The organism is Fluviicola sp. (assembly GCF_039596395.1).
Classification (GTDB): domain Bacteria; phylum Bacteroidota; class Bacteroidia; order Flavobacteriales_D; family Crocinitomicaceae; genus Fluviicola.
In genome coordinates, this window is the sequence record NZ_JBCNJT010000001.1 from 1,839,724 (window position 1) to 1,863,345 (window position 23,622).

Below are 23,622 nucleotides of genomic sequence, written 5' to 3' on the forward strand. Positions count from 1 at the left end.
CAGAAACAGAACAGCATGAGAAACCAAAGCAGATCAGTCGCAGCTGATTTCTTCGGATTAAAATGGATTGGGGCTATATTAACGGATAAGCTTGTTGTTCATAGCCCATTTGACCAGTTCATCGGAATCGCCCACATTGGTCTTTTGAAAGATATTTTTGCGGTGTGTTTTCACCGTATGTTCGGAAATAAAAAGCCGGGTTCCGATATCTTTACTGGTGTATCCTTCAGCGATCAGTTCAATAATCTCAATTTCCCGTTCACTCAGTCTGAACTCCTTAAACTCCCGGGGCGCATCGATAAAATCGTTTAATTGATCGAAATACGTTTTTCCGGAGATCACTCTTTCAATGGCCGTTAAAAGCTCTTTCCCCGAGTTGCTCTTTAAAATGCATCCGTCGGCCTGCACTTCAAACAATTCGCGAATGAATTGTTTACGATTGTACATGGTAATGACAATTACTTTCGTATCGGGGTATTGAGCCTTTAATTGTTTGGTACATTCTATCCCATTCATAACCGGCATATTGATGTCCAATAAAACCAGATCAATCTGATTTTCTGCAACCGTATTCAGTACTTTTTGTCCATTGTCTACAACTCCAATAACATTTAAATGCTCAGCCGTATTCAGGATAGCTTCTATTCCGCCTGCCACAATGGAGTGGTCGTCGGCAATGAGGATATTGGTTTTAAGCGTTTCCATATAGTGGTATTTCAATAATAAATGTAGCACCTTTATTCAAAGATTCCATGTGAAAAGTTCCTTTATGTTTCTGACAGCGTGTTTGAATACTTTTCAGCCCCATTCCGGGCGAAAGCTGCTCCGGATCAAAACCAATACCGTTATCCTCATAAATAACTGTTAATTCTTCCTGTATTCCCGTAACTTCTAACCGGATTTTGGAGGCATGTGCATACCGTAGCGTATTGGTAATTAATTCCTGGATCATTTGGTATACATCTTTTGCCAGTTCCTGTGAGATATTACTTTCCAAGGTGATGTAACAATCCATATCGATCTTTTTCGAATCGCGAATGACCCGGCACAAATGTTCCAGTGCCTTACTCAGCCCGTAATAATTCAGGGTAGAATTCCCCAGGTTGTGCGCTATAGCCCGCATTTCCTGAATGGATGTCTTCATTTCACGCTGAAGAATCTCCAGCAATCTTTCCTGTTCGGGAGTAATGTGACTCTTTTCCAATAAATCCAGGTAAATCTGGACTGTAGAAAGCTGTCCGCCCAAACGATCATGCAGATCCTGTGCAATCCGCTCACGTTCTTTATCCTGTCCTTCCAGCAAAGCATAAGCAGCGTTTAATTCTTCCGCTTTCAGAAGTTTTTCAATTTCCCGGAGTTCAGTCCGCCTTTTACGCATCTTCCGCTGATACAAAAAAGTAAACACGAACAAACTCACAACCACCAGCACCATAGCCGTTGTTCCGATTAATACTATTGTCAAATCATTTTGCATACTTTCTCTCCACAAAAATTCCTAACACAATCAAAATGAATTTAATATAAGTAAAGCCTGAGATGATGATCCATGAATAATCAAAATTTTCTTCCGGAACGATTTCATGGGTCATTCGGGCTATGAGCAGGTAACCGAAAAAGGCTCCCGAAGCAAAAACAGTCAATCCACCACTGATATAGAAATGTGGATAGAATCCCAGGTATTCTACTTTTTCTTCCTGATAGAGTTTCCAAATAAAATTGAATCCCAATGCCATCATAAAAAACATACAACATGCAAGTCCTACACTGTTTATTTCTTCTCTGTTATGCACAAGCAGATAGCCCGAATCTACTAAATATGCAACCAATACAATCCCAAAAATGATGTTCCAATATTTCTTCAAATCCAAACTTAGATAAAGCAAAAAAGTAAATATCAGTTCTACCAATCCGATGATGTGATAGAGGTAATAATTAGCTATTTTATGATCTGCCGTGATTTTAGAAGCAATCATCCAGGGAGCCAGACAAAACAAATAAGCACTTAGAATTGTAAAATAGTTATTCCTTCGAACAGTGAATAATGACACAGCAAAAACAGGAAGGATCATATAATCCGACCAATCAGCGATTAGTATCGTTATTTCTTTCAGCGTCACCTGCTAAATGTAAGATTTTCAAGGAGAAAGAAGCCCGAAATCGGGCTTCTTTTTGTTTATTGATGAATGTATATTTTCTTATCTGAACACAATCTCGGACAAGGTCTGAAATAAGTATATGCTTTAATCTCTTCATCTAAAGTGTGTGGTAAATCATCAATCAGGAATATATCCTCCCCACTGGATAAGTAAGGAATCATGACCAAATCAACCTTTCTTTTTAATTGTCCTTTAATCGTTCTCTCTGAGACGGCTTCGTAAAAACGTAAGCCTGCAACCTTTAAAATCTTCTTATTTCTTTTAATCTTAGATTTATTGAAAAGCTCTATAGCATCATACATTTCATAAATATGATCAATGGAAATTTGATATCCATAGATTTGATTGAACTTGTTCCGATCCTTTCCTTCTTTTATAAGCTTTCGCAGGTAGATTGTATCTTTTTTTTGAAAACCTTTTCCATAAAGTTCTCCCGGTTGATAACACCCATTTTCAGAGATAAAAATATCATCTATCCGTGAAGTAATATCAACACAACATGAATCTGTAGAACTGAACTGACATGCTACCGATCTGTTTCCTGTTGGATCATTATCCGGACATTCTTTGCTTTTTTTCTGAAAAAGTAATACGCTAAGAATTACAACGGCAATAGTTAATATGCCGATAACTAGATTTTTTGTTTTCATGAATTGTAGTTTAAGTTTCTATGGTACTGAAAATAAATAATCTAAATGATATTCAGACAACTTCTTACACGCATTTATTTACACAATCTGGGACATGGTCGTGTATGCCCGTAGATTGGCCCTGTAGTTAAATCCACGTCCATTGATAATGTCGGATAAATAACCAGGTCAAATTTGTTCGTAACAGGAAGTCCACCGGGCATTATTCTTGTAGAAATAGCTCTATAAAAACGAAGTCCCTTGATCGGGCTTTGAATACCTGCGGGTGTTTTGTTATACCTTTTTGCTTTCGTAAGCATGGAATCCAGGGTGACCAAACCCAAATGAAAAGCCTTTACATCATCAGCACCAAAATGTGCTTCAAAAGCTGCGATTTCTTTTTTAGCGGAATCAGCTTTAATTTCTTCTCCGTCGTTTTGAATAGTTGTAGCATTACAAAGTAACCTATGTAATTCCTTATCTAATTGCAACGAAGAAGAGAAAGATCGTTCACTAAAATTGACTGAAGTCTTTTCTGATTCGAATTGAGCCACCTCTTTTGTCGAAGTGACATATTGACGATCATCCTGAAGAGTTCGAAATAGAATAATACTCAATGTAACAACCACAGCAGCTAATACACAAATAATGATGTTTGTTGTTTTCATAGTGTTTAAGAATTATGGGGTATTTAGAAATGGAACTGGATTCCGAAGTAGAATTTCGGACCGGAAAACTGATAACGTAGATCACTTTTAATTTCGGATTCATCTTTAACAACATCTCCTACATTCAGATCATCCAATCCCTTAATTGCAGTTAACGATAAACCACAAGCTACAGAGAATGCCCGGTCTTTTAGCCCGAAACGAGTGCCCAATCCACACATGAATAAGGGCATTTCTTTTTGCAGCCCTAATCCAACCTGCCAAAAAGGTAAGACTCTCCAATCCTGTTTATTGAGATAAAAATTCAGCATGGAAGAAATTGCAATTCCTTCAAAGTCTCTTTGTCCGATTTGTACAATGGTTCCCCCACCTGAGCCGTCGGCTGCCATGTTGTACGAGTCTTGAGATTGTAAGGAATAGTAAACTCCCGCACTAACTTCCGGCACAAAATTCCGGTGCCATATTAAGTGAATCGAAGCAATTGCTTTTTCTTTAGAATCAGCTAATCGTAACTGATTATTTCCATCGATACTCATAAGATGTTCTGTCATACTCACAGTAACAAGTACACTTGAATCCCTTGATACATTTCCTTCCTCAACCAGAATAAACCAAGTGCCATTTACTTCATGTGATTTCCAACTTTTGATTGTTTTTTGCATTTGTTGTAATAACCGCTCGAAATTATCCAGGAATTTTTTTTGATCGTCGATTAACCCTTTTATCCGATTCACTTTATTCAACCACACTTCAAGTGATATAGCACACTGGGTATTAGTGCCATCAAGCTTCTTCAGAATATCCGTTCTAACAACGTCCACCTTATCATAGAGTTCTTTGTAACTATCTTTTGCAACTTTCAAGTTCAACTCCATTTGAATCAGTTGATCACTAGTACTGCGTTTCGAGGCGAAATCGAATTCAATCAATTGTTTGGACCATTCCACATAGTCTTTCGATTTTTTTTGTTCTTTTCGAAAAAGCTCAAAAACAGCTAATAACTGAATGTTTAGAATGGAATCATGTGGACAATGACACTTTTCAGGACATTCTATGCTTTTTATAAACCCATTCTCCTGTGTTTTTCCTTTATAGGCATCCAGTATTTTCCACATTTCTTCCAGAGCGGTATTCAACCGGTAGTTCAGAGAATCTACAATAACCTTACTGGAACTGTTTAACGAATAATTCAATGGATTATAAGCTTTTACATAAACAGCAAATTCACGTTTACCGGCATCCGATTGTGCCTCATGGTCTTCGCTCCTTTTAATGCTAATAACTTGGCCTTTTTTGATCCTGGAAAATTTAACTTTTCCTGGTATTAAGGACATTTGTAAGTCTTGATCGAAATAAATATTGCCGTCTTTGGATCTCGGACTTTCGATCACATCCCTGGTAGATTGTCCGTAAACCAACTGTGCTAACAGGACAAATACGAATGGTAAAATTCTTTTCATGATTTCATTTGTTTAGTGAATATTTTGGTAACTATCTGGAAGCAAAGGTGATTCAAAGAAAAAAAGGCATCAATCCCTCCCTGGAGTGATTCGTGAATCCGGAAAGAGGTATATTAATTGCATTTACCCGATCCGTCATATTTTGAAAAACAAAAAAGAGCACCAAACTTGATGCTCTTCCATATTTTTACTGCCATATAGCCCTAATTAATCTTTATGTAGTAATACACGGCAATATTCCTGGGACGGGTTTCTGCACCACCCGTCGCATTTGTTTTGCCTGTATTTGTAACATCGGTGTCTGACACTTTATGGTTTCCACTTGCGCCCTTACTATCATTTTGTTTCGGTTTCAAATATGAAAATGTATGCTTATGAGATTTTAACTCATCAGATTGATAACTTCCGACAATTCTGGCATCTGGATCAGCTTTATTTGCAGAAACAGGAGGAACAGGTTGGTTAGGATCAAAAGTATTCAGTCCTCTAAGGAACATTCCCCTTAAATCCGGTATCTGAGACTGTGATGTTAATGTTTGAAACTTTGAATTCGGAATGGGACGTCCATCACAAGGAGCCCATTTACTTTTGTTTGAAGTCCAGATTCCCCCTGGACTTTTTTCGTTATTTTTTGTTGCAGCATTAAATTGCTCAAAGTTTAAATAAGAAATAACAATAGTTCCTATTGGAAGTTCTTTGTTTGAAGATATATTTTCCAAAGCGTAAGCTTTACTGGAAATAGCTCCTCTATCGGTTTGAAGTGTTAAAATCAAATCTTTATCCAAAGGCCTTTTGCAAGTGATTAATGTAGTAAAGCTTTCTAAAGGTTGATTAACGCTCACATTTCCACTTATAACACTTCCTTCCGGAAGTACACTAAAATTTTTCACAACAGGCATCGGGTCACTGGGTGAGGAAGGTCTGTAATAAATGGTAAATACAACAGCATCTTCTGTTTCCAGGTTCTTACCCTGAATAAATCCTGATCCCGGATTAACACAAATTCTCGTACATTCAACAAACGCATCATACAAACTTGTATTAGGAATCGAACCAAAGGACGCCTGAACACTTCCTTCATCAATACTCAACTCACTTATTTCTAAAAGCTTTGTTCTTAATTCTGAAAATTTTTCCTCCGAATCATTCATTCCAATTGAAAAAGGAATTCCTTTGATAGGAATAGTTAGAGAGCCTCCCCATTTTCCGCTTCTCATATCTGATTTAAAGGTTTCCGATAAATAGTAGGTTCTCAAATCTTTACTAAAAGAGTCTGTTCTGGTCATTTTAGTAAATGAATATAACCCATCTTGCAGTAGTTCTGTGCACTTGCAATCTTGTCCGAATGTTTGCAGATTCACCGTAATAAACAGACTAATAAATGTCATTTTAATGCTCATAATTTTAAGTTTATTGGTTACATTTTTTCTGATATATGACTTTTGAATATCATATACTAAAATTGACCAATACAACATAAAGATTCAATCGCTCCCGGGAGGGATTCATATTCTTTAAAAGGGTGATTTAAAACTAACATCAGACCAAAACTTCACTCTCATTTAATCCGAAACGATCAGCCACAGCTGATCTGCTTTGGTTTCTCATTCCCCCTCTCTTCTCCTACTAACCTCCGAAGGAGTTTCTCCGAAGTGTTTTTTGAAGGCGTAGGAAAAATGTGTGAGGTCTTCGAAGCCGAGTTCCAGATAGATTTCGGAGGGTTTCCGGCCTTTTTTGGATAGTAAGAAGTTGGCTTCTTCCAGTCTTTTTTGTTTTAGCCAATGGTTCGGGGTGTCGTTGAAGATTTCCTTGAAGTCGCGTTTGAAGGCGGAAATGCTTCTCCCGGTCAGGAAGGCAAAGCGGGAAATGCTCACGTTGAACCGGAAGTTTTGGTTCATGAAGGCTTCTATGTCAATCTTTTCCGGGATTCCGTAATCGAAGAAAAGCCCTGCGAGATCGGGTTGTTTGCGCAGCAAGATGAGTAACAATTCTTCCCGTTTCAGGTCTGCGAAAGGTTCTTCGATTTTCCCGCGGTGATAGTAAGGAAGCAGGGATTGCATGAAGGTATCCAACAATTGACCGGATTCAACCGGTATCAGCGATTCAGCAGATGGAAAGCCGGTTTTAGAGAAGCCATACTTTTCCTGGAAGCGTTTGAGAAAATCTTTGTCGAAGAAGACAAATACCTTTTCCAACTCGTTGTTGATCCGCTCCTTATTGTAACGCGCCAACCTGTTCTTTCGAGCAATGCAGCAATCGCCCGAGTAGAGAGACACCTGCTTTGTTCCGTCATAGATGTTCATTACACCTTTGAGGATATAAGCCAAGGTATGCTCGGCAACGAATTGCTCCGGGGAAATTTCTTTCCCCACGTAATGCATGTGTGAATCGTCCATTTGCTGTTCTAATTTAGGAATACTTTTCCAACAAAGCCCGTGTTTCCAGAACCACGCGTTCCTGGAACTCTTTGCTGCGCGACAAAACGGAACCCTGCATCGGATTTCCTTTTTGGTCGAAGTAAACACCGGTTCTGCCCGAGGTGTCCGTTACCACATCCGAGATCACTTTGGCGGATTTCTTCGGGGTGCTTTTGTAACGCGAAAATGCAGGAAGGAGCATCATCAATTGCATCATGCTTCCCATCAGGAAATGCACGAAGCGGTTTCCGTTGTTGCCAAGGCCTGTTCCGGGAGTAATTCCCGGTTCTATGACGTTGAAATGCAGACGGGGCGTTTCGCGAGCCAGGACCATAGCGGCGGCCAATACGCATTGTTTGGAAGTTGCATAGGCATCTATTCCGGCCATTTTTGCTCCGCCGGGTTTCCAGATTCCTTTGGCGCTTGATTCGGCAGAAAGGTATTGCCCGCCTTTCATTCCCATCACTTTAGCCGGTTTCCTTTCGGGATCTTCTATGGCCGAACCGATGAAAACCACGTTGGCCCCGTCCGGAAGATGTGGTACCAGTGCTTCTGTCAATGCAAATGCTCCCAGGTAATTGGTGGCGAAGGTCAAGTCCCAGCCCTGCGCATTTTTCAAGGCTTTTTGAGGCATGATCCCGGCGTTATTCAGCAACCCTGCGATCGGAAGCCCGAGTGACGCGATTTCCTTAGCAGCATGCTTTACGCTAATGATATCGGAAACATCGCACACCACCATTGCGGCATCCTGGCCGCGTTCGTTGATCGTTCTTTTGACTTCTTCCAGTTTATTGCGGTTACGCCCCACCAGGACAACCGTTCCGTGTTTAGCGAGTTCCAATGCGGTTTCATATCCGATTCCGGATGTAGGGCCGGTAATGACGTATGCTTTTTCTTCTTTCATCTGGTCTTTATTTGATACGACAAAGGTCCGAAGATTGCCTGCTCCGAACTTTGTTGCGAGGTCCAAAAAGGTTTGTTGGGAAGTCCAAAGACAGAAGGACAATCCAAAGCAGTTCAAGCAATAAAACCCCGCTTTGCCCGTTGGGATTACTGAGAGTTCAACTTTATGCAAGAAAAAAATCCAAATACTGATTCCACAACGACACCCACTTCTGATTTCAACAAACAACAAACCATCAAAGCTGTTTTTTTCGACATTGACGGAACATTGATCAGTTTTAATACACGTACCATTCCTGAATCGGCTGTGCTGGCCATTCAAAAATTGCAGGAACAGGGAATCCGGGTCATTGTTGCTACCGGCCGTTCGATCCAGGCGGTCACTCCTATCCGGCACCTGGGATTCGACGGATACGTGACATTTAACGGCAGTGCCTGCTATGACAAGGACGGTAATCAATTGTCGAGATACACCATTTCACCGGATAGCATTTCCCGTTTACTGCATTACACGGAAAACCGGGAAATCAATTTTGTGCTCATGTATGAAAACACAGTTGCCGTGAACCTGGTAACCCCGGAAATAATTGCCAGTCAAACCAAGCTGAAACTGCCGGTTCCACCAGTACTTGACCGGACAAACCCGGACATTGGCAATGTGTTGCAGGCAAATGTTTTTATCGGGCCTGAAGAAGAAGCGGCTTTCATGCAAACCGTGATGCCGGATTGCGTTGCCGCCCGCTGGACTCCACTTTTTGCCGATGTGAACCCGGCCGGGATCAGTAAGAAAATCGGCCTGGAGCTATTTTGCAGCTACTTCGGACTGGATGTATCCGAAACGATGGCCTTTGGCGATGGCGGGAACGATATCACGATGTTGCAATACGCCGGGATCGGTGTAGCCATGGGAAATGCCGGTGCCAACGTCAAATCGGCAGCAGATTACATCACCACCGATGCGGATGAAGATGGGATTTGGAAGGCTTTGGAGTATTTCGGTGTGATAGAATGAATGGCCCACCGGCGCACAAAGGAATTGGTGATAACTGATCTACGCCTGCGGCATAGCTTTTTCTTCCACTGATCGCATAGTTACAAAGATTAAATAAACCGCAAAGAAAAGGAGAACGCAGAGATGTTGTATCAGTTAATCTACGCCTGCGGCATAGCTTTTATTCTTCGGAGAGGAACAGCGTTACTTACCACTTTCCTCCTTCTTTCTTAGTTCTTTGGGGTAATAAGCTCTAGGTCATAAACCACAGAAAACCGATCTGGTTCCCGTCGATGGCGATGATGCAGGGATATTCGTAGCGGTTCGTCTCGAAATCAGCCGGGGAAGAATTGGTATAGAACTGCACACTTTCAGCATTGAAAGTCTTTCCGAAGAACAGTTCTTTTACCTGACTGTAATCGACCCATTTGTTGGAGGCTTTCCATTCCAGCGGATCGTTGTTGATCGTTTCGTGCTCTTCCAGGTAATGCGTGTGTGTTTTTTCGGATTCGGTAATGAGCAGGTCGGTAAACGATTCTGCTTCCGGCTGCGGAATATGGCGCCATTCGGTACCGAGCAGCAGGTCGTAGTTAAAATCTTCCGGAGTATGAACTGTTCCCAGTGCTCCTTCAATAAATACATCGAACAGACGCATGGCCAGTTCGTCGTTCGAAGGATTTGCACGGTAAGAACGAATGAGCTCATTGGTGCGTTCATCCGTCTCAGAAATTTCTTCTACCGGGCGGATCTCAAAGACTTTGCACCAGATGACGTCGTAATTGAAATAAAGAAATGCATTGAGTTCGTTGTTCATAATCTCCGGAACTATTGGTTTGAATGAAGATACGAAAACAGTGCGAGAATCCAAAGCAGATCAGCCGCGGCTGATCGCTTCGAATTAATGAGAATGAGTTTATAACGTTCATGCATCTTTGCATGCTTATTTTCAATTCGATTTCTGCCAGGCACTCGGCGACATACCCGTTTTGCTTTTGAATAGTTTGGTGAAGTGTGAAGGATATTCAAATCCCAGTTCATAAGCAATTTCAGCAATCGTTTTAGCATTTCCCCAAAGCATGTTCTTGGCCCGTTCTATCAGTTGAAGGTGGATATGCTCCTGGGTGCTTTTACCGGTATGCTTGCTCAGTAAATCGGACAAATAGTTGGAAGAAAGGCTCAGTTTGGAGGCAAAATACCCGACATCCGGCAGGCCTTTATCAATCAGGGTTTCCTGCGAAAAATAAGCGATCAGTAACTTTTCGAAGCGCTGCACCAGGTCGTTGTTTACCTTCTCCCGGGTAAAGAATTGCCGGTCGTAAAAACGGTTGCAGTAATTCAACAGCAATTGCAGGTTGTCAACGATTAGTTCTTTGGTATGCTTGTCGGTATTTTGACTGTATTCCCTCACTATTTTTCCCAGGCAATCGAGCAGGATCTGTTTCTCGTCTTCCGACACGTGCAGGGCTTCATTGGCCTCGTAGTGGAAAAAAGAATATTCCCGGATCTTCCTGCCTAAATCTGTTCCTGCCAGCAAGTCGGGGTGAACAAAAAGGCCCCACCCCTCTTCTATTTCCATTTCCGGCCCCGAAGTAATGACCTGACCCGGAGCAGTGAACATCAGCGAACCTTCCTCAAAATCATAGTAAGATCTTCCGTATTTCAAGGTTCCTGTTATTTTCTTACACATCAGGATGTAAAAGGAAGTCCGGTAAGAAACTTCCTCATCGGGGCGATCTACCTGTGTTTGCGTAAGGTCAATAACAGAAATGAGCGGATGTTTTGGCTTTCCGTATTTGTAAAACCGGTGGACTTCCGTGATGGATCCGATATCAACAAACTTGTTTTTCATGTTTCCCGAAAATACACTCAATTTACCATGATTTTCCTATCCGAAGAAAAAACTACGGATTGTACGCACAAACTGATCTTCCGTGTTCTTCCATTTCGTGTCGATGTAAAATTGGGCATCAGCTCCTATGATGTAGCGCAATCTGGTACTTTCATCGGTGGCGGCCTCATAGATTACGTCAGCCACTTCTCCGGGTGTTGCCTGTACCAAATGGGCAGTTGAAGCACCGAATTTGGTGTAGATATTTCCCATAATGGTATTGTATTCTTCGATATCGCTGTGGATAAACTGCTGTCCGTTCCTGAAATTGGTTTTGACGCTTCCCGGCTCCACAATCTTCACCTGAATATTCAATTCACTGACCTCGTGAGAAAGTGCTTCGGAGAACCCTTCTACGGCAAACTTGGAACTGGAATAAAGGGTAGCGAAAGGCATCCCGACGGCTCCGCCAAAGGTAGAGATATTGACAATAGAACCCTTTCCGTTTTTGCGCATTACGGGCAATACCGCCTGTGTTACCATCATGGTACCGAATACATTTACCTCGTACTGGTTTTGAATCTGCTCCCTGGTAGCTGCTTCAAATACACCCATAGCGCCATAACCGGCGCTGTTTACCAACGCATGAATGGTACCGAAACGCTCCACACCGGCAATCACTGCCTGTTGAATGGATTCCTGGTCCTGAACATCCAGTTTTACTACCAGTACATCTTCCAATGCGGTTAATTCGGTTTCTTTTTCAGGAGAGCGCATCGTTGCAATGACATTCCAGCCTTTTTGGTGAAAGAGTTTGGCTGATTCTTTTCCGAATCCGGAAGAAGCTCCGGTAATCAATACGGTCTTTTTCATGTTGTCTGTTTAAAAAATTGCTTGCCATTAGTGATACTGCAAAGGTGACACCGATGAAAAGAACCGGCTTATACGTTTCAGGGGATCGGTTATACAAACTACGGATTGTGCGAAGGGATGTAACCACGAGGCGCGCGGACACATAGCAGATTTTCAGTCGCTATATCTTTCAGAGTACGAGGAATAGGTGCTTTGTACAATCTGCGTCTGCGGCACAGCTTTTTATTCTTCGGAGGAATAGGGTTTACTTACCACTTTCCTCCTTCTTTCTTAGTTCTTGCGGTAATAAGCTCTAGGTCATAAACCACAGAAAACCGATCTGGTTCCCGTCGATGGCAATGATGCAGGGATATTCGTAGCGGTTCGTCTCGAAATCAGCCGGGGAAGAATTGGTATAGAACTGCACACTTTCAGCATTGAAAGTCTTTCTGAAGAACAGAGCGAGAATGTGTGAGTTGCTATAAAAGAAAAACCCTGATAAAAACATCAGGACTTCTTCCTTTTTAATGTTCTAATTTTTAATCATTCGTTTTACTGCTCTTCCTTTCTCAGTTGAAATCTCGAAAAGAAGAATCCCATTAGAAAATCCTGAAAGATCAATCTGATCATTAGATACTACTTCTTTTGAAAATAGCTCTTTCCCATTAATATCCCGGATAGTCAACTTTGCCGCACCAGATTCAAAACGAAGAGTAACCAGGCTGGAAGCTGGATTTGGAAAAGCAAAAAAATTCTCTGTCTGCAATTCTGAATTTTTCAGTGTAACTGTATTAGTTTCTATATAAATGTTTTCGTTAACAATCAAGCCTTCAAACGTATTTCCTTCACAATAAAGACTCAGTTGAATAGCATACATTCCGTTTCCATTAATAGGATATTGTGCCGGAATTATAAATGTACCTGAAGCTGTTACAATTTCCCACTGTGCTTCGATGGTGGAAGAATTGATGAAAGCCGCAGAGATGAGTTTAGCGGATGACGTAAAGATCAGTTGCTGACCGCAAAATTCCTGCACATTTCCGGACCGATATGCAATAGTCGAATCCGCATAAGCTGTTGTTCCATAAAAATGGTTCGGATCTGTCACAACAAATAATCCATCCAAATCGTTTCCACAGGAAGTATATCCTCCTTCAAGGGAATAAAGTCCTTCGCAAAATCCTGAAAGGTTTCCAGAACCAGCAATAACCTTATTCTGGCCCGAAACAGTTGTAGCAAAAGATTCACTGGAAACAGAAGAAAGTTTTACAGAACCATTACAATTAGTTGCAGGACTTAGCGTATATGTCATTATTTCTACTGGATTAACCGTTGAACAATGGAATTTAAGCAGGTTTCCATCTTGTTTAGATGCCCATCCTATTTGATTATCTGGTGTGTTCGCAACCGCTGATATTGTAATCTGTGAAGGTGTTGACTCAGGTAACCAGGTTACACCAGCATCCAATGTTACTAAAATCGTACCATCATAACCTGAAACCCTTCCATGTGTTGAAGAACTAAAGGTAATATCTTTTAATATGCTTGTCGTACCCGAGTTTTGCAGAGTCCATGTAATTCCACCATCATAAGTAGACACTATAACTCCTTGGTATCCTACAGCATAAGCAGTATCTGTAGCAGGATATTCAATGCTGTTGTAGGCGTTCAAACCAACAGTTGGGGTGATATTCTGCCAGGTTGATCCACCGTCTACGGTTTTGAATATAAACTCTGTGGTACATACCATTCCGGTATCCTGATTCAAAAAGCTTATTGAATTATAATTTATCCCTGGATGCCAATCTGATGTCCAGTTCACACCACCATCAAGAGTTTTATGAATGTATGATGGTCCTGCAATATATCCGACTTGTGGTGTTGGAAAATCTATATCCATCAAATCACCACCTGACAAAAACTGGTAAGAATCCCAATTAACTCCTCCATCAGAAGTATGAAAAGACACTCCTGTAACACCTATTACCCAAATATTTTGTGTATCTGCAACACCAATTTTTGTATACATGCTGCTAATAGGTGAATCAACAAGTGACCAGCTACTCCCATTGTCGGTTGTATGCAATATAGTTCCTTCTAATCCACATGCCCACCCGTCATTGTCGGATGAAAACTTAACATCAGTTAATTCCCAGCCTGAACCGTTATACATAGAAGCCCAACTTTGTCCACCATCAGAAGTACTTATAATTTCTGTCAAGACAGAAGAAGTTGCCCATCCATGCAATGAATCCAAAAAGAAGGTTTGCTCAAAATTTCGATTCTTTGGACTGGAAAGGTCTGTCCAGGTATTTCCACCATCCGTAGTTTGAAAATATTGATTGTTATTTGCACGTACAAACCCTGTCATTTCGGAAATAAAATAGATTGAAGGGGATGGGTTTAACATGTTTTGAAACTGGGTGGAATTCTGCCAGGTTAATCCTCCGTCTACAGTAGTTAGGTAAGTTCCATTATGACCAACAGCATAACCTAGTAGACTTGTAGTAAAATAAACATCCGTTAATGGTAAACCCGCAGCATCATCAGGTTCATCCCAACTTAAACCTCCATCGTGTGAAACAATAATGTTTCCATACCCCAAATCATTTCCAACTGCTACGATCATATTTTCATCCACAAATTGCAAAGCAAACAGGTTATAACCAGATTCGATAAAAATAGTGTCCCAGGTTTGTCCACCATCCGTTGTTTTCAATAATTCATAATTTGACATCAAGATACCAAGTGTATCATTTAAAAATTGAGTTTCAAGGAAGTAGCCATTGGGCTCATTGATCAACTCGTTCCAATTTAAGCCGTCTGTAGTTTCAAAGATGCCATGATATCCTGACGCATACCCGTGTGTTGTTGAAAGCATATCAATACTGGTCAAGCCATTATACACCGAATAATTTCCCTGAAGAGACCAAGTATCACCACCATCATTGGTATGTGCAATATAACCGTTAATTGTAGAAGCCCAACCATTATTAAGATCGATAAATTCAATGTCTGTTGGACTGAATTGTGTTGCCTGAGGAACATTTTCCCATTGAAACTGGGCAAATATGCTTCCTGAAAAAATCAAACAAAGATAAAGGAGGATTTGTTGGTTCATATAAATTAGCATTGATGTTGCGGCTGTAAAAGTAATGAATAACTGAGAAACAAAATAGTAAGTCGATTCCCATTTGTTTTATTCCTTCAAAGTCTTTTTCATGAGGATATCGGTTTGTTCGTCGGTGCCTAATTGGAACAGGTGTTTGGAGAATGCCATAAACCCGTTCTTTTCGTAAAAACGGATTGCCCGCGGATTCTTTTCCCACACTCCGAGCCAGATGTATTCCTTGTTGAGTTCACGGGCTATTTCCAGTGCTTTTTCGTAAAGTAGCTGGCCCACTTTTTTTCCATGGTATGCGGCTTTCACGTAAATCCGCTCAATTTCTATCGACACGGCTTCTTTTACATCCGTCTGCGCTTCCCCGGTATTCAGTTTCAGGTAACCAACCGGTGTTTCACGATCCCATGCCAGGAAGAACAGCGAATTGGGGTTTGACAATTCTGCCAGGAGCTTTTCCGGACTGAAATTCACAGCCAGGTAATGTTGCATATCTGCTTCGGTATTGCTGTCGGCAAAGGTTTCGTAGAAAGTTTCACTTCCTATTTTCCGTACAAGTTCCAGATCACCGGCCGGAGCGGGCCGTATCATTAATTCGTCCATTGTATTTGTCTTTGAATCCGGGGATGAGGCTCACCGGCAGCAATCGCAACTAAACATGATATCATATTTCATACTATCGTGTTTTCGTGATATTACGATATAACGATCAAATGTAGTAACTCTTTTTCTTTGAACCGCTCAGCACAGAAGGTACACGAAGAAAATAGGTTTGGTTTGATCTGCGCCTGCGGAACAGCTTGGCTTGCCTAATAAAAACAGCAAAGAGAAGGAGGACGCAGAGGTATTGATGAACTCTGCTCTCTTCTTTTCTTCTACCTAGTATCACGTCTTTCAGACTATACTTCGTCTTCACCAGCTATTGCTGGCTCTTCTTTGCGGTGAGAAAAAAGTCTATCTTATCGTTTACTCAATCCCTGAACTTTTTCACGTCATACCAATCGATCAGGCCCATGAGGAATCACTTATCCAAAAACAAGTAAAGCGCCTGAATGCGGTCATTTTCAATGATGGCTACATCCATTCCGGTGGCAACCGGTGTTTCCCCTTTAAATCCCAGGTTCCAGGAAAACGAGTTGCGAAGCGTGGTTTACCTGTGAAGGTTTGTTCAGTTCGAATACAAACTCAAGCGGCCATTCGGCCTGCAATTTCGAGATCAGTGCGTTGATAGCTTCGTAACCAATGATGGGCTTTCCGTCGTTGCTTTCGAAAAAATGAATGTTGGGTGCGTAGATTCGCTGCATTGCTGCCAGGCGATTGCCGGGGTTTCTGTCGTTCCAGATAACAAGCAGGCTGTCTTCCAATAGTTTCGCTGTAGTTGCCATAAATTTCTTTTAGGGTGTAAAGCTATGTTTTTTTGGTTTTCTGACGCCGGGCTGATTCTGGCCACCTCCACCTCCTCTGACGGAGTCTGATACTCGTCAGAGTCGTCAGACCCTAAACCCCTCCTCAAGGGGGACTTATACTGCAAAATCACCACAATTTTACGGGAGGGGGTCTAAAGCCCCATCTGCACTAGATTGCAGGCTTTTGACATATTGAAGAAACTCTTTCGGAGTGAATACTTTCGTAGGAATATTCAATTGCTTATAGACTTCAGTCGCTTTATAGTGACATCTTGTATCCTCAGTTATAAAGAAATAACAATGTGAGCCATAAAAGGTATGGTTCGAATCGTCAATCATGTTATCAAAATCTTTGTCAGTCTTAAATCCTTTAAAATCAATTTTAGAATACAGATTTGTGATTTTATCATACCAAGGATGGTCACTTGTTTTGCCATCAGGAGCATAAGTTTCCAGCATTGAATCTATATCATATTTCTTCAGGCTTTTCTTGAGTTCTTTCTTATCAATCGTTTGACCAGGAGGTAACATCTTAGCAAACTCGTTAAAATTGTCAGGATTCATCATTCTCTTCAAATCCCTATACATTTCTGGGTCTTGCCCTATTCTTGTGTTTAAAGTCAATAAATCATCAAACATATTTTTCATGTCTCCTGATGAATATGTGATTGGAAACATTTTTTGATACAATGGAAATTCAAAAGCTTTCATAAAGTCATCAGGAAAAGCTTGTGTCACCAAAGTGGTCATACTTTCAATTGTCTTATTAAGTATTGCATCAACTAATTCTAAATCAACATCGCTAGTTATTGAATCAATTAGACCTGAGAAGGATGTTTCTTGAGGTTTTAAAGAGTCTTCTAGTGACGAATTGAAAACTTCAAATACATCTTTTCGCTCAAGCTTAGTTTCAGATTGTTGACCATATAAGCACATAAAGTTATTGTTCGTAAGAGTGCTAATATGTTGAAGATGTCCTTCCAATTGTGTTGTATCTCCAGATGGACTTTTATAAGCACGAATTAAATCACTAATATGAGCGTTGGTGTAAACAGTAGTTAAAGTACCTGACTGAAGAGAATCCAAAATCAACTGATAAGGTTCAGCTTCTTGATAATTTAATCTTTCAATCTTCTCAATTTGGTCAAATACGTTAAGGTCGAGGTATATTAATTTCATAATTCTAACATAAAAAAAACAGGAGGTCAATATCAAGAGTAGTCAAAGAAGTTTTGTAATACAAAGTTATACTCCCATGCTATTTCTTACTCCGTCTCTCAGGAACTCTGCAAACCGCTCCTTTACAACAGCCTGGAACTCTTCAATTTGTTCATCAGTATAATCCTCTATCCAGTTATTGTTGATGAACTCTACCATATCCTTATATTCAGAATCACAATGGTAGCTGAGCAAAAGTATTTTTATGCTCTGGAAGAATTTGAGTTGGCTTCTCAACCACTTCTAAACTTTTCGAATGGAATATTCCAATCTTTTGTAGAGTATTTGAACCAGGTGACAAGTAATATTTGTATCCTGTGCTGTCAGCAAGAGTTTTAAATAAAACGCTATCACAAATTTCTTCAAAGACAATAACATCAACTTGACCTAACTTCTTTATGATTTGAGATGCGACTTGCATTTGTTTCTTTTCATCTGATGGTCCTTTTCCAGAATTTCCAAACCATTCTAGATTCCAAGTTAGAACTTCAAGAGAATTATCAGTCCTGAGTTTTTGTGAATAGGACAAAGTTAATGCCGAGATTATCATCAGCGAAACAGTGGTAAAAAAGTGTTTCATAGGTTATAACTATTTGACAACTAATATATAAATTTATTCCATTAATCTAGTTTAACTTAACTCACAATGAAAATACCAGGCTTCAAATACATTTATGCGGACACGAATGTTGTAAGTAATATCCTCAAAGAGAATGGTATATTAAAGGATTTTCTTAGACACTTTCCTCTAAAAGACTATAATCTTCTTTGTTTCAGTACTTATACATTATATGAAATCAGCAAGAGTGAAACATTAATGGCAGACTTTAGAAAGGTATTTGCGGTTTACCCATGTGCAATAATGTTTTCTTATTTCCCTTTGGGAGTTAGAGAGATTGATGTAATCAGTGGTAAAGAACCTTATGTTGACCCCGTTCTTTTAACACCCCAAGCCATTAGTGTTGATGGAAAGAAAATGCATCCAGATTCTTTAAACAAGATTTTACAAGACCCTAGTATTCTAGCTGCATTTGATTTTATAGAACATAAATCCGAAGAATTATTCCACGAGTATTCTAACTTATTAGATAAAGAAGAATTCGCTCAATTTCGAGATGCTAAAATGAGCAGAAATCAATTTGTTAATACCTTCAAAAGATATGAGCTCAAATATCGATTCTTTGGTGGTCAATGGAAAGAGCCAAATAAAAACAATGTACTTAAAATGAAAACACTTGAAGTTCTTGGACAAGGGTTATATTACAAGTTCTACTCTGACCTTAAGCGCAAGACTTCAATATCTGATGTGCTTGATATTCTAATAATGACTACGGCACCTTATTGTGATGCATTCATTTCGGAAAGTAACAGCATCGATATTTACCGAAAGATTATAAATATGAATCAGTGCGCCATTTCTACAAACTACATGACAATATCAGATTTGTTGAAATAGCGCACTTAAATCCTATGCAGCGATTAACACATCAAGCTTCTTAACTTCTTCATCAATCTCACTTGGTCACTAACAATCTCTTCACGAGTTTACCATCAACAATGTACCCTTTTTCCTGGCAAACTTTAAGATTTCTATAGAAAGTTGGCTTGGTCATATATGTAGCACCTTTTAATGCTTTAAGACTACCCTCATGCTTCAGCAAATATAAAAACCTGCGAATTGCACCTGATTCATTCTTAAGCCAAACTGTTGGGAGTTTCTCCTTTAAAGGCTTTGCTAATTTAAGTGGTTTCAATTCTTTTTCCTGCTTCAAGATGTTATCTGAATTCTCTGACTCTAGACATTCCATCTCTACAATATAAGTTGCAACTATTTTGGACCTATCTTTCCAATGGAGTAACGTCACTTCATATTCACAAATTAGGCTATTGGCTCTTATACGCTTGACAAATACATGTTCATTTAGCATGTACCATTCATAGTCCCAATAATAACTACTTTCGCAAAGGTGGTCGAGTGTAAACTCAAACAGAACACTTTCATAAGTGTCAGAACACAAAGAATGGAGACGATACTTTCGCACACCATTTTCTTTGCCTTTTTTCCAATAACGGACATTAAATACATTCATATAACTCTTTTATTGAACAAATTTCGGTACATGTCATTTACCAGAAAAATGGTCTCTACAACTATGTACGAGATTGAGACTAATTCAACTCCTAAGTACTGTGTATAAAGGAAATAAAAAAAATGAATTTTAAAGCTTAAACTTATTGGAACTATTGCAATATTCTTTATTTTAAGGTTTAACTTTCTTAACTTAATACCATGTATTCTATTTACCTCGATTTAAATATTTTTGACAGAATTGAAAAAATTCAAAGGGTAAGTTCTGATGAAGCTGAACCATATAAGTTTCTCGTTCATTGTTTAAAAAGCGGAGACTTCTACACTCATTATTCTCACGCACATATCACAGATTTGGTCCGAGCTTACAAACCAGAAGATACTACCAAGCTTGAAGGTCATCTTAAGAATATAGGTGATTTATCAAATCATGTCTATATCTGTCTTTCTGAGGTGATGCTGATGTAACCATAGCAGAAGTCGACATTTTTACATATTTCAATTTTGTTCTCGAAGCTTCTAAGAATATTGTTACTACTGAAGACATAATGGCTCAATTTGGCGAATACGCTAATGATGAGTCTCCAATTTCACCTGAAATGGAAAAGGCTTTAGAACATCCATTAATTCAAAAGTTGTACCCGAAAACTTTTAAGACAAGAATGAATAAGTCTATTCTTGAAGACAACATCGATGCACCTCAACGGATGCATGATGACCCTTCTTTGTTCAGAGCGGTAAAAAAGTTGATGAATCCAGCCAATATGAGTGAGTATAAGCAAACTCTTCCTCCTGGAGAAAAACTGGATAAGCAGGTTGAAAAATATTTGAAAGGTTTAGACTTCGAGGCTCGATTAGATAAATATGGACCACAAGGTAAAACAAGTGATAACGAATGGTATGACGAAATAGTAAATCTTTACTATAGAACAGATTTTAAAGGATTCAAGACTGATAAAACATTTACCAGCTTAATGCAGGATGCTGAGCATACATTTTATGCGGCTCATTTCGATATATTCATAACGAATGATAAGGGATGTCATTACAAAGCTTCGGAGGTTTATAGTAAACTGGGATTTGGTACAAAAGTTTTCACAGCAAAGGAATTTTATGACTATGCTATGAGCAATTTAACTAATTCTGAAGGGGGAAATTAGCCCTCCCGTAAATCTGTGGTGATTTTGCAGTATAAGTCCCCCTCAAGGAGGGAGATACGGAAAGCCTTTATTTTTTATCTATCTGGAAACCGGTGAAATCCGATGCTGCATTCGGATCATCGCTGCAGGCGTTGACTGTAATATAGGTCAGTTTGGGGTGATCGTCTACGTAATCGGAGAGGAAAGTCTCTTTTTCAATGTAGTCTGTTTGACGGGCTGTATCATCGTCGTCACTGCGCAATTTATCTTCGAACGGTTCCAGCACCATATCGTCCATGACATCATTTTCATTTTTTACCCGGAAGGTTTCAGGGGTGACATATGATTCTGCCCATTCTTCAAATTCGGGCTTGCGTTCAATGGCAGCAAGTGATCCTTTTTCGTTTCCCTTCAGGTCGCTAAAGCTGCGTTTGCCTGTATCCAGTTCTTCCAGCAGTTTCTTCTGCAGTTTTGTTTTTTCTATTTGCTTATTGCGGCGTACACTAGAAATCACCGTTTTGTTTTTCCAAAGGTCTTTGTTGGTACTGATTTTCATCATTTTCCGGATTTTCTTGTAATCCGGGTTATTCGTTGTATTAAGCACCAGGGAAATATCTCCCAATGTGGCTCCCGGAGGCGCCGTGATTACAATGGTTTTGCCTTTCGGAACTTTGTAGGGAATCAGGTCTCCCTTCTTATTACGACGTAAACCGCCGTGCCCGCTGACAGTAGCTTTTTTGGACTTGGTACGCGCCAACTGGGTAACAGCTTGTAGTTGAACCTGCGGGTGATTATCCGCAATGGATTGAAAATGCGCATTCCCCCTGGCCTGCGGACTTTTATTGGCAGCTATCTGCAATTTTTGTTGGATCATGGCTTCGGGCCTGCTGTCCACGAATTTCCATCCCGGATTTTCCGGTTTTTCTAAAGCCCGGCCGGTATTGGCGGATTGCTGTTCTTTGTTCTTATTTTGGTACTGGTGCATATAGCGGCGTGCTGTGAATAGTTTGCCCAATATACAAAAATGATTGAAGAACAGTGTTTACTGAGTGGCACAAATCTCCGAAAGCACATTACATGGCCAGGCATTTTTCTGCACATGCACGGCAAGCCCGGGCACATTCGGCGCAATGCTGGTTATCGTGCTGTTCGCATTCTACGGCACACTGCCGGCAAATATCCGCACAAATCCTGCAAATTTCCGATCCTTTGCTGCTTCCCAGACTCATTAACCGGGCGGCGGCTTCGCAAATGGCCGCACATTCCATGTCCAGTTGGATGCAGCGGGTCATCATATCCACATCGTCTTCCTGCAAACAGGAGGAAGCGCAGTGGTTGCACAATGCAGCACACTGTAAACAAGCATCTATACATGCTTTGTGATCATGGTAATTCATAGAAAACGTTTTAAAATATCCAGGCTTTAAGATACCCAGATCTGCCTGAATGTGAGTTACATGATCCGTTCAGGATGTTGTATCATTCTTGGATTGCGGGCGGTAGTCATCTGCCACCCGATCGATCCTGGCCACCCTCCTTTATCCTCCCTCAAGGGAGGAATTTGTAATCCTCTCTTGATTTAAATTGTAGGTCTTCTTATCGTTAAGGTAGGAGGCCTATCTTGTCTCCCTCCTTGAGGAGGGATTAAGGGAGGTGGCTTGCGTGGGTGAGCGTTGTTGCGGTGGCGGACGATGGATGCCGCCACCTTACGATCCTCTGCCACCCCTCTCTGTCTCCCCTCAAGGGGAGAGGACTTGAGATTCCTGTCTTGTAATTGTTGATTTTTCTCCTTAAATTAAAATATGAAAAGATTTGACCACAATCACTACAACCCCAAGCTGAAAGAGTATGCCCGTGAGTTGCGGACGGAAACTGTTTCCAAAGCAGAAAAGGTGATCTGGAAAGGATTACTGTCCAGGAAACAAACCGGAGAACGCTTTTTGCGCCAACGGCCTATTTATAACTTTATCGTGGATTTCTTCGCACCGGAGATCGGGCTGATCATTGAGATCGATGGGAATTCACATGTCAACAAGGGGAATTATGACCGCTACCGGGAAGATAAACTGGTGTCGCTGGGATATACGGTAATTCGTTTCAAAGAAGGCGACGTGATCTGGAATATGGATGTGGTTTCGGAACAGGTGCGGCATGCTATTTATGTGTTGAGATCAGGGATGCCTCCTTCTTCTTTCTGATCCTCAGGTTGCCATCCCCCTTTATCCCCCTTCAAAGGGGGAGATTCGAGCCACTTCCTCCCTTGAGAAGAGAAAGCACTGCTTTCGAAGACCAAACGTTAGTGCCGGGAGGACCGAGGAGGGTGGCTTGCGTGAGCGTCATGCCCCCACTCCTCAAACTTCTACTATCGTACAACAAATAGCAAACCACCAAAGCTGGGTAACCATTTTCAGGAATACCAGCAGTTCCAGGTGCCGTTGCCAGTTGAATTTGCTTCTCATACCGGAAAATATAAGCTGTAAACAATCCGGGAAAGGATTATTGCTGCGGGTCTTTTTAAAGAAGTGTTCATTGCGCGCATTTTAGCTGAAAACCAGTCTTGAAGTTACCCCGGATGCAAGGGAAAAGTGTTACATCTTTCCGGTAAATGTTGTAAAATATTGAGATTGAAGATCATTTGTTGCAATCGAATACTTCACATTTCCGGACGAATCCCAATTAAATGGGTTCTAATATAAATTCCTGCGATTTTGATTGTTGCGGAGGTATTTATTTCGCTATGAAAAG

General features: G+C 40.6%; 27 protein-coding genes. 5 read left to right on the top strand and 22 right to left on the bottom strand.

Features of this window, described 5'->3' with window-relative positions; all coding sequences use genetic code 11:
- Positions 1–78: 78 nt before the first annotated feature.
- From ABDW02_RS08075 to ABDW02_RS08115, 9 genes are all read right to left on the bottom strand, one after another.
- Positions 79–705, bottom strand: a complete 627-nt coding sequence (locus tag ABDW02_RS08075; protein ID WP_343633930.1) for a response regulator transcription factor — start codon at positions 703–705, stop codon at positions 79–81.
- Positions 692–1,462, bottom strand: a complete 771-nt coding sequence (locus tag ABDW02_RS08080) for an ATP-binding protein (protein ID WP_343633932.1) — start codon at positions 1,460–1,462, stop codon at positions 692–694. Before ABDW02_RS08080 ends, ABDW02_RS08075 begins: the two co-directional genes overlap by 14 nt.
- Before the next feature lies 1 nt (position 1,463).
- Positions 1,464–2,117, bottom strand: coding sequence for a hypothetical protein (locus ABDW02_RS08085; RefSeq protein ID WP_343633934.1), 654 nt, complete (start codon positions 2,115–2,117; stop codon positions 1,464–1,466).
- A 56-nt stretch (positions 2,118–2,173) separates the two neighbouring features.
- Positions 2,174–2,806, bottom strand: a complete 633-nt coding sequence (locus tag ABDW02_RS08090) for a hypothetical protein (RefSeq protein ID WP_343633936.1) — start codon at positions 2,804–2,806, stop codon at positions 2,174–2,176.
- A gap of 74 nt (positions 2,807–2,880) precedes the next feature.
- Positions 2,881–3,453 (bottom strand): hypothetical protein, encoded by a 573-nt coding sequence (locus tag ABDW02_RS08095; RefSeq protein ID WP_343633938.1) that lies wholly within the window; start codon positions 3,451–3,453, stop codon positions 2,881–2,883.
- 23 nt (positions 3,454–3,476) lie between these two features.
- The gene (locus ABDW02_RS08100) at positions 3,477–4,913 is read right to left on the bottom strand and encodes a hypothetical protein (protein ID WP_343633940.1); all 1,437 of its coding nucleotides are present in this window, start codon (positions 4,911–4,913) and stop codon (positions 3,477–3,479) included.
- Between the two features lie 203 nt (positions 4,914–5,116).
- Positions 5,117–6,313, bottom strand: a complete 1,197-nt coding sequence (locus tag ABDW02_RS08105; protein ID WP_343633942.1) for a hypothetical protein — start codon at positions 6,311–6,313, stop codon at positions 5,117–5,119.
- A 204-nt stretch (positions 6,314–6,517) separates the two neighbouring features.
- Positions 6,518–7,309, bottom strand: a complete 792-nt coding sequence (locus ABDW02_RS08110) for an AraC family transcriptional regulator (protein ID WP_343633945.1) — start codon at positions 7,307–7,309, stop codon at positions 6,518–6,520.
- A gap of 13 nt (positions 7,310–7,322) precedes the next feature.
- Positions 7,323–8,234: an SDR family NAD(P)-dependent oxidoreductase gene (locus tag ABDW02_RS08115; RefSeq protein WP_343633947.1), complete on the bottom strand. Its 912-nt coding sequence runs from the start codon at positions 8,232–8,234 to the stop codon at positions 7,323–7,325.
- 165 nt (positions 8,235–8,399) lie between these two features.
- On the opposite strand from ABDW02_RS08115, the gene ABDW02_RS08120 reads away from it, so the two are divergent.
- A complete protein-coding gene (locus ABDW02_RS08120; protein WP_343633949.1) occupies positions 8,400–9,245 on the top strand; it encodes a Cof-type HAD-IIB family hydrolase in 846 nt (281 codons plus the stop codon).
- Positions 9,246–9,477: 232 nt separating this feature from the next.
- Here the strand turns inward: ABDW02_RS08120 and ABDW02_RS08125 are convergent, their stop codons facing one another.
- The 10 genes from ABDW02_RS08125 to ABDW02_RS08170 all read right to left on the bottom strand — a co-directional run bounded on the left by ABDW02_RS08125 (position 9,478) and on the right by ABDW02_RS08170 (position 18,229).
- Positions 9,478–10,038: a hypothetical protein gene (locus ABDW02_RS08125; RefSeq protein WP_343633951.1), complete on the bottom strand. Its 561-nt coding sequence runs from the start codon at positions 10,036–10,038 to the stop codon at positions 9,478–9,480.
- 132 nt (positions 10,039–10,170) lie between these two features.
- The gene (locus tag ABDW02_RS08130; protein WP_343633953.1) at positions 10,171–11,073 is read right to left on the bottom strand and encodes a helix-turn-helix domain-containing protein; all 903 of its coding nucleotides are present in this window, start codon (positions 11,071–11,073) and stop codon (positions 10,171–10,173) included.
- Positions 11,074–11,109: 36 nt separating this feature from the next.
- Positions 11,110–11,925 carry an SDR family oxidoreductase gene (locus ABDW02_RS08135; protein ID WP_343633955.1) on the bottom strand — a complete coding sequence of 272 codons (816 nt, stop codon included), beginning with the start codon at positions 11,923–11,925 and terminating at the stop codon, positions 11,110–11,112.
- 292 nt (positions 11,926–12,217) lie between these two features.
- On the bottom strand, positions 12,218–12,412 hold the full coding sequence (locus tag ABDW02_RS08140; protein WP_343633957.1) for a hypothetical protein: 195 nt from the start codon (positions 12,410–12,412) through the stop codon (positions 12,218–12,220).
- 24 nt (positions 12,413–12,436) lie between these two features.
- Positions 12,437–15,025, bottom strand: a complete 2,589-nt coding sequence (locus tag ABDW02_RS08145; protein ID WP_343633959.1) for a YCF48-related protein — start codon at positions 15,023–15,025, stop codon at positions 12,437–12,439.
- 78 nt (positions 15,026–15,103) lie between these two features.
- Positions 15,104–15,628, bottom strand: coding sequence for a GNAT family N-acetyltransferase (locus ABDW02_RS08150; protein WP_343633961.1), 525 nt, complete (start codon positions 15,626–15,628; stop codon positions 15,104–15,106).
- A 506-nt stretch (positions 15,629–16,134) separates the two neighbouring features.
- Complete coding sequence (locus ABDW02_RS08155; RefSeq protein WP_343633963.1) at positions 16,135–16,410, bottom strand: hypothetical protein; 276 nt, start codon at positions 16,408–16,410, stop codon at positions 16,135–16,137.
- A 159-nt stretch (positions 16,411–16,569) separates the two neighbouring features.
- Positions 16,570–17,610: a hypothetical protein gene (locus tag ABDW02_RS08160; protein WP_343633965.1), complete on the bottom strand. Its 1,041-nt coding sequence runs from the start codon at positions 17,608–17,610 to the stop codon at positions 16,570–16,572.
- Between the two features lie 66 nt (positions 17,611–17,676).
- Entirely contained in the window at positions 17,677–17,808 is a 132-nt protein-coding gene (locus ABDW02_RS08165) for a hypothetical protein (RefSeq protein WP_343633967.1), read from the bottom strand.
- A 16-nt stretch (positions 17,809–17,824) separates the two neighbouring features.
- Positions 17,825–18,229, bottom strand: a complete 405-nt coding sequence (locus ABDW02_RS08170; protein ID WP_343633969.1) for a hypothetical protein — start codon at positions 18,227–18,229, stop codon at positions 17,825–17,827.
- 66 nt (positions 18,230–18,295) lie between these two features.
- On the opposite strand from ABDW02_RS08170, the gene ABDW02_RS08175 reads away from it, so the two are divergent.
- Positions 18,296–19,105 (top strand): hypothetical protein, encoded by an 810-nt coding sequence (locus ABDW02_RS08175; RefSeq protein WP_343633971.1) that lies wholly within the window; start codon positions 18,296–18,298, stop codon positions 19,103–19,105.
- 58 nt (positions 19,106–19,163) lie between these two features.
- Here the strand turns inward: ABDW02_RS08175 and ABDW02_RS08180 are convergent, their stop codons facing one another.
- Complete coding sequence (locus ABDW02_RS08180) at positions 19,164–19,739, bottom strand: hypothetical protein (protein WP_343633973.1); 576 nt, start codon at positions 19,737–19,739, stop codon at positions 19,164–19,166.
- A 200-nt stretch (positions 19,740–19,939) separates the two neighbouring features.
- Between ABDW02_RS08180 and ABDW02_RS08185 the strand changes: the two genes are divergently transcribed.
- On the top strand, positions 19,940–20,206 hold the full coding sequence (locus ABDW02_RS08185) for a hypothetical protein (protein WP_343633975.1): 267 nt from the start codon (positions 19,940–19,942) through the stop codon (positions 20,204–20,206).
- Between the two features lie 80 nt (positions 20,207–20,286).
- Positions 20,287–20,898 (top strand): hypothetical protein, encoded by a 612-nt coding sequence (locus tag ABDW02_RS08190; protein WP_343633977.1) that lies wholly within the window; start codon positions 20,287–20,289, stop codon positions 20,896–20,898.
- A 67-nt stretch (positions 20,899–20,965) separates the two neighbouring features.
- Here ABDW02_RS08190 and ABDW02_RS08195 read toward each other — a convergent pair whose 3' ends face one another.
- A complete protein-coding gene (locus tag ABDW02_RS08195) occupies positions 20,966–21,892 on the bottom strand; it encodes a hypothetical protein (protein ID WP_343633979.1) in 927 nt (308 codons plus the stop codon).
- Positions 21,893–21,950: 58 nt separating this feature from the next.
- Entirely contained in the window at positions 21,951–22,274 is a 324-nt protein-coding gene (locus tag ABDW02_RS08200) for a four-helix bundle copper-binding protein (RefSeq protein WP_343633981.1), read from the bottom strand.
- Positions 22,275–22,679: 405 nt separating this feature from the next.
- Here ABDW02_RS08200 and ABDW02_RS08205 point away from each other — a divergent pair, with 405 nt between their 5' ends.
- Entirely contained in the window at positions 22,680–23,075 is a 396-nt protein-coding gene (locus ABDW02_RS08205; protein WP_343633983.1) for an endonuclease domain-containing protein, read from the top strand.
- Positions 23,076–23,622 lie beyond the last annotated feature (547 nt).